The 15,502-nt window shown below is 61.1% G+C and carries 8 protein-coding genes; all 8 read left to right on the forward strand.

Translation table 11 applies throughout. From position 1 onward, the window contains the following. Positions 1–82 precede the first annotated feature (82 nt). The 8 genes from A0251_RS03010 (at position 83) to A0251_RS03045 (ending at position 15,502) form a co-directional block, all read left to right on the forward strand. Positions 83–1,336, forward strand: a complete 1,254-nt coding sequence (locus A0251_RS03010; protein ID WP_231874141.1) for a UbiH/UbiF/VisC/COQ6 family ubiquinone biosynthesis hydroxylase — start codon at positions 83–85, stop codon at positions 1,334–1,336. A gap of 131 nt (positions 1,337–1,467) precedes the next feature. After that, positions 1,468–2,481 carry an extracellular solute-binding protein gene (locus A0251_RS03015; RefSeq protein ID WP_197461836.1) on the forward strand — a complete coding sequence of 338 codons (1,014 nt, stop codon included), beginning with the start codon at positions 1,468–1,470 and terminating at the stop codon, positions 2,479–2,481. A 3-nt stretch (positions 2,482–2,484) separates the two neighbouring features. Beyond that, a complete protein-coding gene (locus A0251_RS03020; protein ID WP_156478222.1) occupies positions 2,485–4,086 on the forward strand; it encodes an iron ABC transporter permease in 1,602 nt (533 codons plus the stop codon). A gap of 255 nt (positions 4,087–4,341) precedes the next feature. Further along, positions 4,342–5,706: an OmpP1/FadL family transporter gene (locus A0251_RS03025; RefSeq protein WP_062815334.1), complete on the forward strand. Its 1,365-nt coding sequence runs from the start codon at positions 4,342–4,344 to the stop codon at positions 5,704–5,706. Positions 5,707–5,716: 10 nt separating this feature from the next. Then, on the forward strand, positions 5,717–8,893 hold the full coding sequence (locus A0251_RS03030) for an Ig-like domain-containing protein (protein WP_062815335.1): 3,177 nt from the start codon (positions 5,717–5,719) through the stop codon (positions 8,891–8,893). A 318-nt stretch (positions 8,894–9,211) separates the two neighbouring features. Then, positions 9,212–10,567 (forward strand): outer membrane protein transport protein, encoded by a 1,356-nt coding sequence (locus A0251_RS03035; RefSeq protein WP_062815336.1) that lies wholly within the window; start codon positions 9,212–9,214, stop codon positions 10,565–10,567. Positions 10,568–10,579: 12 nt separating this feature from the next. After that, positions 10,580–13,798, forward strand: a complete 3,219-nt coding sequence (locus tag A0251_RS03040; protein ID WP_062815337.1) for an Ig-like domain-containing protein — start codon at positions 10,580–10,582, stop codon at positions 13,796–13,798. A 345-nt stretch (positions 13,799–14,143) separates the two neighbouring features. Next, complete coding sequence (locus A0251_RS03045) at positions 14,144–15,502, forward strand: OmpP1/FadL family transporter (RefSeq protein ID WP_062815338.1); 1,359 nt, start codon at positions 14,144–14,146, stop codon at positions 15,500–15,502.

Here is a 15,502-nt window from a genome sequence, read left to right on the forward strand (position 1 = left end):
GACTGGCACTAAACGAGCGTCGCGTTTCAACTTTAAACTTTGAACTTTCAACTCAAAGCACCTGAAAACGTGAGGACAAAGCGTGCAACCCAATAGCGTGTCGCCTGCAAGCGAAAAACAACACATCGTCATCGTCGGCGGTGGCATGACCGGGGGCTTGCTGGCGGTGTTGCTGGCGGAGCAGGGGCTGACCGTGACGGTGCTGGATGGTGCGCCGGCGCCAGTGATGCCGACCGGACCGGCCCAGTTGCGGGTGTCCACGCTCACCGAGGCCAGTCACTGGCTGCTGCAGAACAGTGGTGTCTGGGAGTACCTGGACATGAGCCGGGTGCAGCCCTACGACGCCATGCAGGTCTGGGATCAGGATGGCACCGGTGAAGTGTTGTTCCGCGCCCGGGAAGTGGGAGCGCAATCCCTGGGCTGGTTGCTGGAGAACGGCCACCTGGCGGCCGCCCTGTACCGCCGTGCGGCGGACTACCCGAACCTGCATTGGCGCTGTGGGGTGGCCGTTGAAGAGGCGCGCCGTGAAGAGGGGCGCTGGCAGGTCCGTGCGGGCGATGAGCAATGGCAGGCAGACCTGCTGGTGGGTGCCGATGGCGCCCGCTCCCGGGTCCGTGACTGGGCCGGTATCAGTGGTGGCGCCCGTGACAGCGGTCACCATGCGCTGGTGGCGACCATCGCCACTGCCTTGCCCCATAACGCCTGTGCCCGTCAGGTATTCATGGAATCCGGCCCCTTGGCGTTGCTGCCGCTTTACAGTGACCCGCAACAGGGTGAACAGCGGCAGTGTTCCATCGTCTGGTCTGGTTGGCCGGAGCGGATTGCCCGGCTGCGGGAAGCGGCGCCGGCGGATTTTGCGGCCGAACTGCAGGCGGCCACGGGCGAGGCGCTGGGTGAAGTGACCCTGCTCAGCGAGCGGGCGGTGTTTCCCATTCAGGAGCGGCATGCCAGCAGCTATGTGGCAGCCGGGTTGGCACTGGTGGGAGATGCCGCCCATGTAATACATCCGCTGGCCGGCCAGGGCGTGAACCTGGGCCTGCTGGATGCGGCAGTGCTGGCAGAAGAGGTGGAGCGTGCCACACAAAGCGGGCGGTCCTGTGCCGACAGTGCGGCCCTGGCCCGTTACCAGCGTCGTCGCCGTGGCGAGAATCTGCTCATGCAGAACGCCATGCGCGGGTTTCAGCAGTTGTTCGGGCAGCGGGCCCTGCCGGTGCGCTGGTTGCGCAATACCGGCATGCGCTGGGTCAATCAGGCCGGGCCACTCAAGCGTCTGTTTGCCAGCCAGGCCATGGGGCGGGGCGCCGATTTACCGGTTCGGGCGCGGCCCCGGGCTTGAGGGTATTGAACGGTCCGCAGGGGCGCGGCAAATAGTGCCGACAGGCTCTAGAGCTTGGCATAAATTCCTGCCATACTTGCCCTCCCAATTAAGAATCATTCTTGTTTCCTTGTGCATTTATGGAGTCCGCTATGATGCGAGCCATTGCCACTGTGGCTGCCGCCGCTGTCATGCTTACCGGCCTGTGGGCCTGTTCCGAACCCGCCGCTGAAGAAGAGCTGGTGGTCTATACCTCGCGCAATGACCATTTGATCAAGCCGGTATTCGATGCCTACACCGAGGCTACCGGGGTGAAAATCCGCTATATCACTGACAACGCCGCCGCCCTGACCGCCCGTTTGCAGGCGGAGGGTGAGCGTTCCCCCGCGGATATGCTGATCACGGTGGATGCCGGTAACCTGTGGAATGCGGCGGACAAGGGCCTGCTGCAACCCCTGGACTCCCAGGTGCTGGCCGCCAATGTGCCGGCGGAACTGACCGACCCGGAGAACCGCTGGTTCGGTCTGACCGTGCGGGCCCGCACCCTGGTTTATTCCCCCGAGCGCGTTGATCCGTCCGCCCTGTCCAGCTATGAAGCCCTGGCCGACCCGGAGTGGAAGGGGCGTCTTTGTCTGCGCACCTCCAAGAAGGTCTACAACCAGTCCCTGGTAGCAACCATGATCCAGCGTCTGGGCGAGGAAAAAACCGAGGAAATCGTGCGCGGCTGGGTGGCGAATCTGGCCACCGACGTGTTCTCCAACGACACGGCTCTGATGGAAGCCATCGTGGCCGGTCAGTGCGATGTGGGCATAGTAAACACTTACTACTTTGGCCGCATGAAGCAGGATAACCCGCAGCTGCCCCTGTCCCTGTTCTGGGCCAACCAGGATTCCAGCGGCGTGCATGTGAACATCTCCGGCGCGGGCATCACCCGCCATGCGCCGCGGCCGGAAAAGGCCCGCGACCTGCTGGAGTGGATGAGCCAACCGGAAGCCCAGAAACTGCTGGCCGACCGCAATATGGAGTACCCGGTGAATGCGGCCGTGGAGCCCGCCGAAGAGGTGGCTTCCTGGGGGGAATTCCAGTCGGATGATCTCAACGTCAGTGTGGCCGGTGCCTTGCAGGTGGATGCGGTCAAACTGATGGACCGCGCCGGGTACCGCTAACCGGTGCGAACCCGGGGAGCCCTGTCCGCCAGCGGAGCCAGCGTTCTGCTGCTGGCCTTGCTGGTGCTGGTGCCCATTGTGGTCCTGCTGGCCGCCTGGCAGCAGGAGCAGTGGGCCACCTGGCAGCACCTGCTCGACACGGTGCTGTGGCGGCTGGTGGGCAACACCCTGTTCCTGATGGTGGGGGTGTCCGCCGGGGTGCTGCTGCTCGGCGTGTCCCTGGCCTGGTGTGTGGCCACACTGGAATTCCCCGGGCGCCGCTGGCTGCAATGGGCGCTTCTGCTGCCCATGGCCATGCCCGCCTATGTTCTCGCCTTCGTGATGGTGGACTTGCTGGATTACGCCGGCCCCATCCAGACTTTTCTGCGCCAGTGGCTGCCGATGCTGCCCGACTTCAGTGCCCGCCATCCCCTCTGGGTGGTGATCACCCTGTCTCTGGTGCTCTATCCCTATGTCTACATGCTCGCCCGGCTGGCCTTCGAGGCCCAGGGCCGGGCGGTGCTGGAGCAGGCCCGGATCCTGGGGGATACGGCCTCCTCCGCGTTCTTGCGGGTGGCACTGCCCATGGCGCGGCCCGGTATTGCTGCCGGGCTGGCCCTGGCGTTGATGGAAACCCTGGCGGACTTCGGTGCGGTCAGCATCTTCAACTTCGATACATTCACCACGGCCATCTACAAGAGCTGGTACGGCCTGTTCAACCTGCAGGCAGCCGCCCAGCTCGCCTCCCTGCTATTGCTGTTCGTGGTGGTGGCCCTCTGGCTGGAACGGCGCGGCCGCAGCCGTGCCCGCTACAGTGAAATTGGTGGACGGCAGACCCTGCGCAGTCGTCCGCGGCTGGCCTGGGGGGTGACGCTGTTTGCCTTTTCCGTGTTGTTCATGGCCTTCCTGCTGCCGGTCAGCCGCCTGCTCTACTGGGTGATCGACAACGGCCTGATGCAGGTGGATGCCCGTTTCCTCAATCTGATCTGGCGGACCTTCCTGCTCGGGACCATGGCCGCGCTGCTGGTGCTGAGTCTGGCCGGCTGGCTGGCCTGGGTGAAGCGGCATCAGCCATCACGGTCCGTGTCCGTGGCCGTGCGCTTGGCGACGCTGGGCTACGCCTTGCCAGGGTCGGTGCTGGCGGTGGGCATCATGATCAGTTTCAGTGCGGTAGAGGGCTGGCTGGCGGACCTGGGGCTGGGCATCGTGCTGGTCAGTACCCTGGCGGCATTGTTGCTGGCCTATGTGGTACGCTTCATGGCGGTGGGTTTCGGTCCGGTGGAAAACGCCCTCCAGCAGGTGCGTCCCAGCCTGGTGGAGGCGGCCCGTACCCTGGGGGCATCCTCCGCGGAAGTGGGCCGTCGGGTTTATGTGCCGATGATGTTGCCGGGCCTGCTCACCGCGTTGCTGTTGGTGGGCATTGATGTGATGAAGGAAATGCCGGCCACCCTGCTGCTGCGCCCCTTCGGCTGGGACACCCTGGCAGTCCGGATTTACGAGTTGACCGCCGAGGGGGAGTGGCAACGGGCTGCCGCCCCGGCGCTGACCCTGGTGCTGTTGGGGTTGATCCCGGTGATGGTGCTGACCCGTCGACGCGCCGAGCGACTGGATTCCCCCCAGCTCTGATGGTCCTGTCGGCTATTGCATCCTGCAAATGGCCTAACTTCCCCGAAAAAGCTACGAACATCTCCCTAGCTGTTCCGATATCGTAACGTTTCTTTTTGTGTATATATGTAAATTTGGTGACGGTTTAGCCATTTCCCGTGATGTATTCGTGAAGGAAAGTTGGTACGTTAATGCCAACTTTTTGCGCACATAACTGTGTATGCAAATCGAAAATAACAATAGCCCCGGTACGGGCGCGTCTTTTTGGAGAGCTTCATGACAATGCGAAAACTGCTGCCTGCGGTTGTGGCGGGCGTTGGGGTGGTGTGTATCTCGCCGGCCATGGCCAGCATGGGCAACATCGGTACCACCTACGGGGTGTTGCCGTCGGATCTGGCGTCTGCCCAGGCCCTGTCCTTGTTCAACAGCCAGGTCTCCGCCACTTACTACAATCCGGCCTACCTGGCCCAGGATGATCGGGGCGAGCTGACCACCGGGTTATTGCATGCGGACCATGAACTGCGAGCAAGCAGCCTGGGTGGCGCCGCGCCGCTGCCGCGCAGCAGCGATACGCTGCAGGATTCGCCTTCCCAGCACACTCTGCTGGGCATGAAAACCGACCTGTCCTCGCTGACCCGCTTCAATCACCCCCTGTACCTGGGGTTCATGCTGGGAGTGGAGAAGTACGGCGAGGAAATGATGGCGTTCAATTCCCAGACCTCCGTCGAGGGCCAGTACTTCGAATTCGGTCGTCAGCCCCTGTTCCTGAATCTGGGCGGCGGCACGCAGATCTGGCGTGGCCTGGATATGGGCCTGTCCGCCCGCATCACGCTTCACTCGGAAGCGGAGCTGGTGGCCACCTCCACCCTGGGCGGGGTGACCAGCTATGAGACGCTTAACGTGTCAGCCAAACCCTCCATTCGTCCGATCTTCGGCATGAACATGGACTGGGGTGAGAGCTTCTGTGGTGACGGCAACGATTGCTGGTACAGCGGTCTGGAGACTGCCTTCAGTTTCCGGGGTTACTCCAATACCAACACCACGGTGGATTCCACCATCACCATTCCAGGCACTGTGCTGGATCCGGGTATCAATCTGGCCATCAGCACCGTGGATTCCTACCAGCCGAACATCTATGCCGCCGGTCTGGCCTACGGGCGTGATCGTTGGCGGGTGGGCCTGACCGTGGAAATGCAGGAATGGTCTCGGCTGGAAGAAGAGCTGGAAGGCGACACCATCAAGGATCAGGCGGTGCAGTACAAAGGCACCCCCTATGAGCTGAAGTTCAAGGACATCGTGGTGCCCCGGCTGGGTGGCGAATTCCACCTGGATGACACCTACATGGTCACCGGTGGGGTGGCCTTCAGCGAATCGCCGCTGGATTCCGACGGCTCCCTGGAAGTGAACTACCTGGATACCGACAAGTGGATCCTGGGGCTGGGGCTCACTGCCCAGTACAAGTCGGTGCCGGTGCTGGCGTTCCCGGTGCGTCTGGACCTGGCTTACCAGTACCAGAAGCTGGAAACCCGCACCTTTGACCTCTACGACCGCCGCTCGCCGTCCTTCCCGCAACCCTACGAAAGTGTGGACGCAGAAGGGGACGTGCACGTGTTTTCCGGCTCCATCACCCTGAAATTCTAGGAGATCGGTGATGACAACAAGAAATTTATGGCTGGCCGCCGCGGCAGCGACCCTGGCCGCCTGTGGCGGCGATGCCGGAGACACCCCGTCCATTGCCGGTTGGCAGCAGGCGGAAGTGTATTACAGCTATCCCTATGACGGGCAGCAGAACCTGTCACCAAAGACGCCGCTGGTGTTGCGGTTTTCCCACGCCATGGCGGTGGATGCCAGTCACTTTACCCTGCTCGATTGTGGCCAGCTGGGCGACGCCTGTGAGGACACGGGAGATAACCAGGTGGCCCTGGGTGACCCGCAATCGCTGGATGGCGGCATGGGCGTGATGCTGCAGCCGCAGAGCCCGCTTCAGAGCCACAGCCATTATCGCTTGGTGATCGACGGCATCGAAACGGCCCAGGGCAGTCCGGTGTTCCCGGATGGTGGCCTGGATTTCGTCACACGCCTCAGTCATGACGGTCCCCTGTCCACCCGGATGGCCACGCCGGATCTGGCCGTGAGTCAGGTGATCCCGGACGGCAATGCGCTGCCCTTCATGGATTTTTCCACCCTGCGGGTGCGCTTCAATCAGATGCTTGACCCGGGAACCATGCAATATGGCGACACCGACGGTGGAGCTTCCGTGGAACTGGAACACGAGGGTGATACCGTGCCCGCTGCGCTGCTGGTCAAAGGCAATGCGGTGACCATCGATCCTCTGCAGGATCTGACCCCGGGACAGCGGTACACCCTGAAATTCACCCCGTCGGTACGGGGTGTGGATCAGGCCCAGCTCACCGGCGGGTTCGAGCAGAGCTGGACCGCCCGGGATTCCATGCCCCGCGCTACCCTGGTGCAGGAAGCCCTGAGCGCCAGTGAGGACCAGAACGACCCGTGCAATGCTCCGGATGCCCTGGTGGCCAAGCTTACCGGCGCCACCATGAACTGTGTGCCAATCCAGTCCACCCTGCTGGGCGACAAGGATGCGACCATGCAGACCGGCGATGTGTTCGCGGAGCTGGCCTACCTGCCGAATTATCCGCAGGTATCGCCACTGCGGATTCCCCGCAACAGCCTGCTCACCGGCACCAATGTGACCGTCAAGGTGGCGGGGGAAGTGGCGGCGGGCATCGACACCGGCGCCATCGCGGTGACCTTCCTGTCGGATGCGTCCGGTTACCTGTTGCCCAACCCCTACAGTGATGCCCATGAAGCGCCCAAGCAGGTGAAGCTGTACATGGATGTGTCCATGACGGCGGAAAACCCGGAGGCCAACGGCGCCCTCAGCCAGACCCTGCTGCATGTGGAACTCAATGGCATGGCGCTGGTAAAAGAGGGCCGCATGGAAATTGATGCGGTGGGTATCGTGGAGCCGAAAGTCCTGGGCCAGGAAACCGCCTTTGGGCTGCTCAGCTTCCATATGAAGTCCTACGAGGATCAGGAGAACGCGCCGCAACCGGTGCCGGATATGACCGCACCACAATTGCAGTCCATGGTCCCCGCCGTGAACGAGTCGGGCACAGCGCTGAGCGCCCGCCCCGGCGATGCGGTGATCCTCAATTTCGATGAGCCCCTGGATCCGTCCAGCCTCAGCGCCGGCGACACCTTCGGCCTGCAACAGGATGGCAGCCATGTGGCGGTGGACTGGTATCTGGATGGCGCCTCCCTGGTGATGCGTCCGGTTGCTCCGTTGGCATTCGGCGAGAGCTATACCGCCATGGTCAGCTCCCGGGTCACCGACCTGGCCGGCAACCCCGCGGTTCCGGTCAATGCTTCCTTTAATCTGCCTCAGCAAGTGGGGGACCTGGCGCCCCCCATCGTGCTGACCAGCTATCCGGGCTTCCCCTGTGCCGCCGACAAGGCGCACTGGGAAATCGAAGCGGGGAACCATGGTTTCTGCCAGGGCGGCAAGGTGGAAGACGATCGCAATCCGGTGCCCTCGCTGCCGGCAGATCGTGCTATCCGGGTGAATTTCTCCCGGGATATCGACGCGGAATCGGTGGTCTTTGAAAATACCAATGCCTGTGACGTGGGCAGCTTCCGGGTGGAAAAGGTGGAGCTGGACCCGGCCACGGGGCGCCCGCTGCGCTATGACGAAGACGGCAAACGCAAATACCGCTGTGAGGCGGGTGTGACCGGCAAGCTGGAGGTGGGCAATCGTCGCCTGGTCTTTACCCCGTCCCAACCCTGGGAAGAGGGTGCCTATTACCGTTACATCCTGATGAGCGTCAATCAGACATCCGCCCAGCAACCGGATGATTGCCGCAGTGGCGAGGCCATTTGCGCCACCGATGGCAAGCGTCTGCAGACCGCTCTGTTACGGGCCCCGGACAGCGACATGGGTGGACCCGACATGCATCTTCACTTCGTTGCCGGCGCGCCGGTTGCCAGTGTCTTCCAGCCACTCAAGAACCTGCCCACGGCGGACCTGAACGGCAATGGCCATTTTGATGCGGGAGAGCCTGGCTACAACGGCGGTGAGCCCGGTGCCAATACCACGGCACTGATCATTGATGAAAGCAAGGGCGATAACGGCAGCGAAGGAGGCGTCTCCGATCCGGCGCTGGTCTGTGATCTGCCGGAGCAGTGTGGCATTCATGTGGTCGGTGGCCTCAACTCCGAGGTGATCGGCGCCACACAACCCTACGATGATCCGTCGACACCGGACGTTGAAGCCTGGCCGGCTGTCAGGATCGGGCTGTATCCCACCCTGATTCAGGCATCATCGGTGACACTGAAAGTGAAAATCATCGGCCTGTTTGACAGCGACACCCCCACAGAAACCCAGTTCATGCGTATGCGTTACCAGTGTGTGGCCTGGCCGGAAGACGCGGATAATTTCTGTGGTAAAAAGCATCCGGATGGCAGTTTTGTCTATGACGAATGGGAGCGCCAGGGGCTGATCCCCGGCTGGATTGTGCAAACCCCGGAGGGGCCGGAGTTTCGCGCTGATGTGGACCTGTATCTGGACGCGCCCTACATGCACATCCTGCTGGATGGCACCCATAACCAGCACAGCTATCCGCTGACCATGAATCTGGCCGGGCCGGTCACTTTCCTGCCGGACGGGCGCATGGTAATCGAGCAGCTGAACAGCAACGATATCGCTGTAGACGTGAATCTGTCGGTGTTGATCCTTAACCTGAAAATTTATCTGAAAATTCCGGCGGGCGGCGTAAAGCTTCAGTACCTGGGTGAGCCGATCAAGCAGTAACGTCTTCCTTGCCAAGCCATTGCCGGCCTTCGGGCCGGCTTTTTTATGCTCCTCTACCTGTCTGTGACATAGCCGCCCTGGCGACGGCAAACCGAAACCCCCCGGTTACATCGTTTAACAATACCGGTGCTCCCATCAACTTTTCTCAACCATTCCCAACTTTTTGCCAACGGCGCTGGCACTCGCGTTTTGTTTGACTTGTTGCATACACACAGGGGGGAATAGGTGAGAGGCTGCATAGCTTCACGCATTGTTCTCCTGTCGCCTGGGACCTTAACCTGAGGCGAAAACCCTAATAACAAAAGCCGGAGAAGCGCTATGACTACGAAAACCCTCGCCCGTTGGGGAGCTGCTGTCATTGTCAGCACTGCCCTGTCGACCCCTACTTTCGCTGCAATGGGTAACACGGCCAGCACCTATGGTCTGCTACCTGCCGATGTGGGGACCGCCATGGGTCTGTCCATGTTCAATCCCCAGGCATCAGCGCTTTATTACAACCCGGCCTACCTGACCCGCGATCCCCGTGGGGAACTGACGGTGGGTCTGTTGCACGGTGACCAGGAACTGCGTGCCGTCAGCCAGGGCAATCCCAGCGGGGGCGCCCCATCGGTGATTCGTGACGGTGACATACTGAATGACACCCTGTCCCAGCAGCAGGTCATTGCGCTGAAGACCGACCTCACCGATATGACCAAGTTCGAACATCCGATCTACTTCGCGATTATTGCCGGGGTGGAAAAATTCGGTGAGGAAATGCTGGCATTTGACTCCAGCACCAGCATGGAAGGCCAGTTCTTCAATTACGGCCGACAGCCATTATTCCTGAACCTTGGTGGAGGCCTCGAACTGGCCAACGGTATTACCACCGGGGCCTCCGCACACATCTCCCTGCGTTCTGAGGCTACCCTGATCGCCAGCGCCAACCTGGCCGGTGAAACCCAGCGCGAAGAGCTGACCGTGTCTGCCAAGCCGGTGATTCGTCCGGTGCTGTCCATGAATCTGGAATGGGACAAGGTGTTCTGCGGCAAGGAAGACTGCGGCATCTGGACCGGTCTTGAGACCGCTTTTGCTTTCCGCGGGCACACCGAGGCCCGCACCGCGGTGGAATCCAATCTGACCATTCCCGGTACCGTTATTGATCCGGGTATTACTGTGTTGATCGATACCATCGATTCCTATCAGCCGGATATCTTCAGTGCCGGTCTGCTGTATCACTTCACCGACAACTTCCGCGCTGCCGTTACCGTAGAACAGCAGAACTGGAGTGACCTGGAAGATGAGCTGGCCCGCGACACGGTCAAGGACCAGGCCTTCGCCGAGTTCAAGGACATTGTGGTTCCCCGTATCGGTGCCGAGTGGACGGTGAACGATCACCTGATTCTGTCCGGCGGTGTGGCGTATCAGGAAAGCCCGCTGGAAAGCATCCAGACCCCGGACGTGAACTACCTGGACAGTGACAAATTGATTGTCGGCGTGGGCTCATCCCTGATTATCCAGAACCCGCCCGTCCTCGCTTATCCGCTGCGCCTTGATTTCGGTTACCAGTTCCAGAAACTGGAAGAGCGGGATTTCGAGCTGACCACCAACCGTCCCGGTGTGGCGAACCCCTATGAAGTGGTAACCGCTGATGGCGATGTCCATGTGTTTTCCGGCGCTATCACGGTGAAGTTCTAACGGAGGTGTTCCATGAAAAAGAATAATATCGCCCTGACAGCACTGACCGCCCTTGCGGTGGCAGGCTGTGGCGGGGACAAGGACAGGGTGAGTTTCGATACACCCACCTTCAACGCACGCAACCTGCACTACACCTACCCGCTGGATGACCAGAACCAGGTGGCACCGCGTGCCATTGTGGCCTTACAGTTCAGCCATACCGTATCGGCCACGGCAGATAATTTCGTGTTCCAGGATGCGGATGGCGCGGATGTGGCCTTCACCCTGGAATCCGTGGCAGATGGCCGGGGTGTGGTGCTGACGCCTGTGGATGCACTGTCTCCGGCAACGGATTACACGGTGGTCATGAATGGCGTCACCGTGCTCGGTGAAACCACCACTTTCAAGGACGGCGAGCTCAATTTCACTACCCGCGCCGCTCTGGAAGGACCGCTGGATACCCAGCAGACCGCCGCCAGCTTTGAAGTGGAGTCCATCTTCCCGGATGACGACCAGTTCGAAAGCATGGATTTCTCCAGTTTCCGGCTGCGCACCACCAAGCCCATTGATGCGTCCACCGCAGTTTATGGTGACACCGTCAGCCTGATGAGCAACGGCGAACTGGTGCCGGCACAACTGCTGGTTGGCCGTACCGCGATTACCGTGGACCCGCTGGAAGACATGACCCCCGGCCAGACCTATGAGCTGGGTGTCAACGGCGTGCTCAGCCAGTCCGGCGAAACCATTGCCGGCTTTACGCATTCCACCGTGCCCCAGGACACCACCTCTCCCACCACCGGTGAGCGGGCGGTACTGGTGACCAATGCACCGCCGGCGGATGATTCCCTTGGCTGTCTGGATGAAGGGGTGATCACCTCCGAACTGACCGGTCAGCCGATCAACTGCGTGCCGGTGATTGGTACCCTGCTGCAGGACAAGACCGTATCCAAGCAGTCCGGTGACGTGTATGCGGAGCTGGCGTTTACCCCCAACTTCCCGGATGTCACCCCGCTGCGGGTCAGGAAGGGCGGCATTCTTACCGGTGATGCGCTGGAAGTCTTTATTGGCGGTGAAGTGCCGGTGGGCTTTGATTCCGGGGAAGTGACGGTACAGATCATTTCCGATGCTACCGGTTATCTGTTCCCCAACCCCAATGCGGAAAGCGACGATGCACCCAAGCAGCTGCGGTTGATGATGGATGTGGCGACCTCCACCTCCGACGCCCGCGCCAATGGGGCCTTTACGCAGAACCTGATGCATCTGGAACTGGTGGGCACCGGCCTGATTGAAGACGGCCAGCTCAACACCGATGCCATCACTGTGGTGGAGCCGCGGGTACTGGGCGTGGAAAACAGCTACGGCGTTCTCAGCTTCCGCATGGAGTCCTATCTGGATCAGGAAAATGCACCGGTCCAGCCGATTGATTCCGTGAATCCCATCGTTCCCGTTCTGAATGGGGATAACGGTCCGGAATTGTCCTGGCAGCCGGGCAATGTGGCAGATCGCATGGAACCGGGGGAGCCCATTGTCATTCACTTCAGCGAAGCGCTGGAGCCGCAAAGCATTGATGCGGGCACCACATTGATGCTCACCAAAGGTGGTGTTGCCGAGCCGTTCAGCTGGGAACTCAGCGGGAATGCGCTGGTGATTACCCCTGACAGCCCGGTGGAGTACGGGGTCGAATATGTGGTGACCACCACCCCGGAAATCACCGACTTGGCCGGCAACCCGCTGCAGATGCTGGATTCCCTGGAAGGGGATAATTCCCTGGATTTCACCCTGCCGGAATACGTGGTGGATGACGGTGGCGAGGATGTGCGTCGTGGGCCGTTTGCGTCCACCGTTTACCCGGGCTTCCCCTGTGCCAGCAGCACGGCCAGTCAGGCGGAAATTGACGCCGGTACCCAGGGCGTGTGTGTGTCTTCCAGCCCGGAAGCGGATCAGGTGGTGATTGACCAGCTGCCCATCGTGGGGTTGCCTGCGAATCGTCCGATCAAGGTGCGTTTCTCCCAGAACATGGACCCGAGCACCCTGGTGCTGGGCGATACCGTGATGGTGCAAGCGGACGACAACGGTTCCTGGGTTGATGTGGACGGTGAGCTCACCGTGGAAACCCGTGGCTTCACCTTTACCCCGAACCAGCCCTGGGACGAGACCGGTGCGACCCTCTACCGCTACGTGATGGCGGGTAACGGTGGCGGCACCGGCTGTGCCGGTATTTGCTCCGCTGATGGCCTGCCGCTGCAAACGGCTCCCCTGCTCGGTGGCGGACTGAAAGAGGGTGGCCCGGATATGGAAATTCTGTTCCGGGGTGAAGCCGCTGCGGACACCATCTTCCAGGAACTGGCCAACCTGCCCAGCGCGGATGTGAACAACAACTTCCAGATCGACAGCAACGAACCGGTTCTCACCGGCGACACCCTGGATCCGGCAGATACGCCTGCCAATGCCACCTTCATCGTGCCCCGTGGCACTGGTGGTGAAGGGCTGGTGGCCTATGCCAACACAGGCTGTGGTTTTGATAATCCGGCTGACGGCACGCCCACCCAGTGTGACAGCGACAAGATCATGTACGTGACCGGGTTGCTGAATACCGAGATCCTGGATTTCGATGCCGAGAATCAGGGTGTGCCGGTGGTGATCTACCCCACCACGGTGGCGCTCACCAATCTGGATGCCACGGCGGTAATCGGCCTGCGGTTGACCTCGGACGATGAAACAGGCGGCCTGCTTGGCGCGATTCCGGTGCTCGGTGATATTGCCCAGGACATCGTGGATGGTTTGCTGGGTGCCACTGGACTCGGGGATCTGATCGAAGCCGTGGGTCTGGATAACATCGGCCTGGCACCGATTCCCACCTCCACCGGCCCCAACATCATGCGCGTGCGTTACGAGCCGGAGGATCCCAATGATCCCAACAGCCCGCGCACGGTACCGCCGGTAGGCTTTATCGTGGATACACCGGATGGCCCGGTCTTCCGTATCCCGTTCGATCTGCTGTTCGATGCGCCGGCCCTGAGCCTGCCGCTGGGTCTTGAGCACAACGTGAAGAGCCTGCCCATCGACAATGTGCAGCTGGAAGGTCCGCTGGACTTCCTGCCCGATGGCCGCCTGTTCATCGCTCTGCAGAATCAGGAACCGCTGGATGTGGATCTGGAAATCACCCTGGCTGGCTTCGATGGCGGCAAGGTGCTGCTGCAGATTCCGCCGGGTGGCATCAACCTGAGCTACCAGAGTGCGTCCATTCAGTGATCGCTCTGCAAGCGTTCCTGGCAACGTGAAAAACGCCCCGGCTTGTCCGGGGCGTTTTTTTTGTAGTCCCTGAAGCCGATCCCTCGAGCCGTTGGTACCTTGCTGGCAAGGCGAAGTCGGACCCGGAGCGGCGCGGTACCGAACTTTCTGGGACATTCGTGCCTGACGCAACGCTACTTTTCACTGCCAATTGCATCACTTTTTCCAACAATTTTACGAATATGTGTCGCGAATGACGCGGATTACCGCTTTCTTCCTATGTGAATGCCTGTGGACTCCTGATTAGGGTGTGATCCCCCTGTCGCTACCCCCCCGCGACACAGAAAAAGAAATCAGGAGTGCACAATGTCTGTTTCATTCAAGGGACGCGCTGCCGTCGTTGCCGGTGGTCTGCTGATGCAGTCTGTTGCCCTGGGCAGCATGGGTAACATCGGTACCACCTACGGCGTGTTGCCTTTCGATCTGGCCACCGCTCAGGCCCTGAGCCTGTTCAACAGCCAGACCTCAGCCACCTATTACAACCCGGCCTATCTGGCCAAGGATTCGCGCGGCGAACTCACCGCCGGTTTCATGCACGCGGACCATGAGCTGCGCGCCAACAGCCTGGGCGGCGCGGATGCGCCGGTACGGAACGGTGATGTGATTCAGGACTCTCCCTCCCAGCATGTGCTGATCGGCATGAAGACCGATCTCACCTCGCTGACCCAATACGATCATCCGCTCTATCTGGGCCTGATGCTGGGCGTGGAAAAATACGGTGAGGAAATGCTCGCCTTCGAATCCCAGACCTCCCAGCAAGGGCAGTACTTCGAGTATGGCCGTCAGCCCCTGTTTCTGAATCTGGGCGGCGCCACCCAGCTGTGGCGGGGGATCGACGTGGGTGCCACCGCCCGGATTACCCTGCATGCCGAAGCCGACCTGGCCGCCACCACGGACCTGGCCGGTAACACCCGCTACGAAAAACTGGAAGTGTCCGCCAAGCCCGCCATCCGGCCGATCTTCGGCATCAACATGGATTGGGGCGAGACCTTCTGCGCCGAAGGCGACGACTGTTGGTTCAATGGTCTGGAAACCGCGCTGGCCTATCGTGGCTATTCCAATACCAAGACGGAAGTGAACGCCAATGCGGTGATCCCCGGGGTAATTTCCAGCCCGGGCCTGATGCTGGCTATCAACACCCTGGATTCCTACCAGCCCAATATCCTCAGCGGCGGCATGCACTACCAGGCCGGTCGCTGGCGCACCGGCGTCAGTGTGGAATGGCAGGAGTGGTCCGCCCTGGAAGAGGAGTTCGAGCGCGACACCATCAAGGACCAGACCGTTAACGGTGACGTGGGCCAGCTTCGCTTCAAGGATGTGGTGATCCCGCGAGTAGGCACGGAATACCGCCTCAACGATACCTTTACCCTGCGGGGCGGGCTGGCGTTCAGCGAGTCGCCGCTGGATTCCGATGCCTCCGTGGACGTGAACTATCTGGATACCGACAAGTGGATTGTGGGCCTGGGCGCCTCCGCTGAATTCAAGGAGCCCTGGTTGCTGGCCTACCCGGTACGCCTGGATGTGGGCTACCAATACCAGAAGCTGGAAGCCCGGGAGTTCGATATCTATGACACCCAGTCCGCCGCCTTTCCGCAGCCCAGCGAACGGGTGGAAGCGGACGGTGACGTCCATGTCTTCAGTGGTTCCCTGACCCTGAAATTCTGA

Origin of the sequence: Alcanivorax sp. NBRC 102024 (genome assembly GCF_001602235.1) — a bacterium.
GTDB lineage: Bacteria > Pseudomonadota > Gammaproteobacteria > Pseudomonadales > Alcanivoracaceae > Alcanivorax.

Excerpts from the sequence above, each read along its gene's own strand:
- A0251_RS03035 (WP_062815336.1), top strand. The coding sequence starts at position 9,212 with ATGACTACGAAAACCCTCGCCCGTTGGGGAGCTGCTGTCATTGTCAGC.
- A0251_RS03015 (WP_197461836.1), top strand. The coding sequence starts at position 1,468 with ATGATGCGAGCCATTGCCACTGTGGCTGCCGCCGCTGTCATGCTTACC.
- A0251_RS03025 (WP_062815334.1), top strand. The coding sequence starts at position 4,342 with ATGACAATGCGAAAACTGCTGCCTGCGGTTGTGGCGGGCGTTGGGGTG.
- A0251_RS03045 (WP_062815338.1), top strand. The coding sequence starts at position 14,144 with ATGTCTGTTTCATTCAAGGGACGCGCTGCCGTCGTTGCCGGTGGTCTG.
- A0251_RS03030 (WP_062815335.1), top strand. The coding sequence starts at position 5,717 with ATGACAACAAGAAATTTATGGCTGGCCGCCGCGGCAGCGACCCTGGCC.
- A0251_RS03040 (WP_062815337.1), top strand. The coding sequence starts at position 10,580 with ATGAAAAAGAATAATATCGCCCTGACAGCACTGACCGCCCTTGCGGTG.